At 66.6% G+C, this 314-nt stretch carries 1 pseudogene; it reads left to right on the top strand.

Annotated features, from left to right (window positions below):
* A pseudogene (locus tag TW83_RS18850) lies at window positions 1-314 on the top strand (ribulokinase); the annotation flags it as partial.

Here is a 314-nt window from a genome sequence, read left to right as displayed (position 1 = left end):
GCGCATCAATGCGGGCGGGCACGATGTCCTGCGCTATGTCGGCGGGCGCATCTCTCCCGAGATGGAGACGCCCAAGCTGCTGTGGCTGCGCGAGAACCGGCCCCAGGTCTTTGACGCGGCGCGCCATTTCTTCGACCTGACCGATTTTTTGACCTGGAAGGCCACGGACAGCACCGCGCGGTCGACCTGCACGGTGACCTGCAAATGGACCTATCTGGCGCATGAGGGCCGGTGGGACGGCGATTACTTCCGCGCCATCGGCCTGGGCGTGCTGGCCGACGAAGGCTTCGCGCGCATCGGCACGCAGGTCGTGC

This window comes from Paracoccus sp. S4493, from assembly GCF_000967735.1.
GTDB lineage: Bacteria > Pseudomonadota > Alphaproteobacteria > Rhodobacterales > Rhodobacteraceae > Paracoccus > Paracoccus marcusii.
Note: the sequence above shows the minus strand (reverse complement) of the source record. Positions and strands in the feature narration are given on the sequence as shown.